This window comes from Micromonospora aridisoli, from assembly GCF_056150025.1.
In genome coordinates this window covers 1-612 of the sequence record NZ_JAXCFK010000082.1, presented here as the reverse complement: position 1 = coordinate 612, position 612 = coordinate 1, and the positions used below count along the sequence as shown (strand labels likewise).

Below are 612 nucleotides of genomic sequence, written 5' to 3'. Positions count from 1 at the left end.
TACTTTTGCTTAAGAGTCTGAGTCTTCAACCTCAACTAATTCAACAACATCATGTAGGTCACATTCTAAAAACTCACATATTTTTATTATTGATGCAAGAGATACAGGTTCACCCTTAGACATTTTAGCCAATGTTGCAGATGAGACGTCGACGTGACTTCTTAAATCCACCTTTTTTAAATCCTTCTTTATAAGAGTAATCTCCATTGGCTTATAGCTTGGACGTAATTTCATAAAGCACCTCGAACGTTAATTTTCTTTATTATAGCATATTATCAGCCTTTTGTTTCTTTTTAAAACATTTTTTTCAGAAAGTGCTTGACTATGTTTTGGAATAGAACTATACTGTGTTTAGAAATAAAACATTTATTCGATTAATGAAACAATAAATCAAATAAGTAAACTAGGGGTGTGAAAATGAAACACATAATCATCCGCAGAAGTGACTTAGGTGATTTACCTGCAATACTTTTTTATAAGCAGTTCGCAATTGGTGCTGAAGAGGGTCAAGTTCATCTGTATCACGTCTTGAAAAGAGGAGATGGGACGTACGATAGCCTTCATTCTGATTTCTTGGCCGAAGATATCCAATACAAAAGTCTTGTCACTCTG

2 protein-coding genes are annotated in these 612 nt (G+C 34.0%); one reads left to right on the top strand and one right to left on the bottom strand.

Translation table 11 applies throughout. The features are described from left to right. Positions 1-9: 9 nt before the first annotated feature. Positions 10-207 carry a helix-turn-helix domain-containing protein gene (locus tag SM447_RS29465; protein ID WP_474576130.1) on the bottom strand — a complete coding sequence of 66 codons (198 nt, stop codon included), beginning with the start codon at positions 205-207 and terminating at the stop codon, positions 10-12. A 204-nt stretch (positions 208-411) separates the two neighbouring features. On the opposite strand from SM447_RS29465, the gene SM447_RS29460 reads away from it, so the two are divergent. After that, positions 412-612, top strand: a 201-nt coding sequence (locus SM447_RS29460; RefSeq protein ID WP_474576129.1) for a hypothetical protein, incomplete at its 3' end; no start/stop codon positions are given.

Bases quoted from the DNA above. Each gene is read 5' to 3' on its own strand.
- SM447_RS29465 (WP_474576130.1), bottom strand. From the start codon at position 207: ATGGAGATTACTCTTATAAAGAAGGATTTAAAAAAGGTGGATTTAAGA.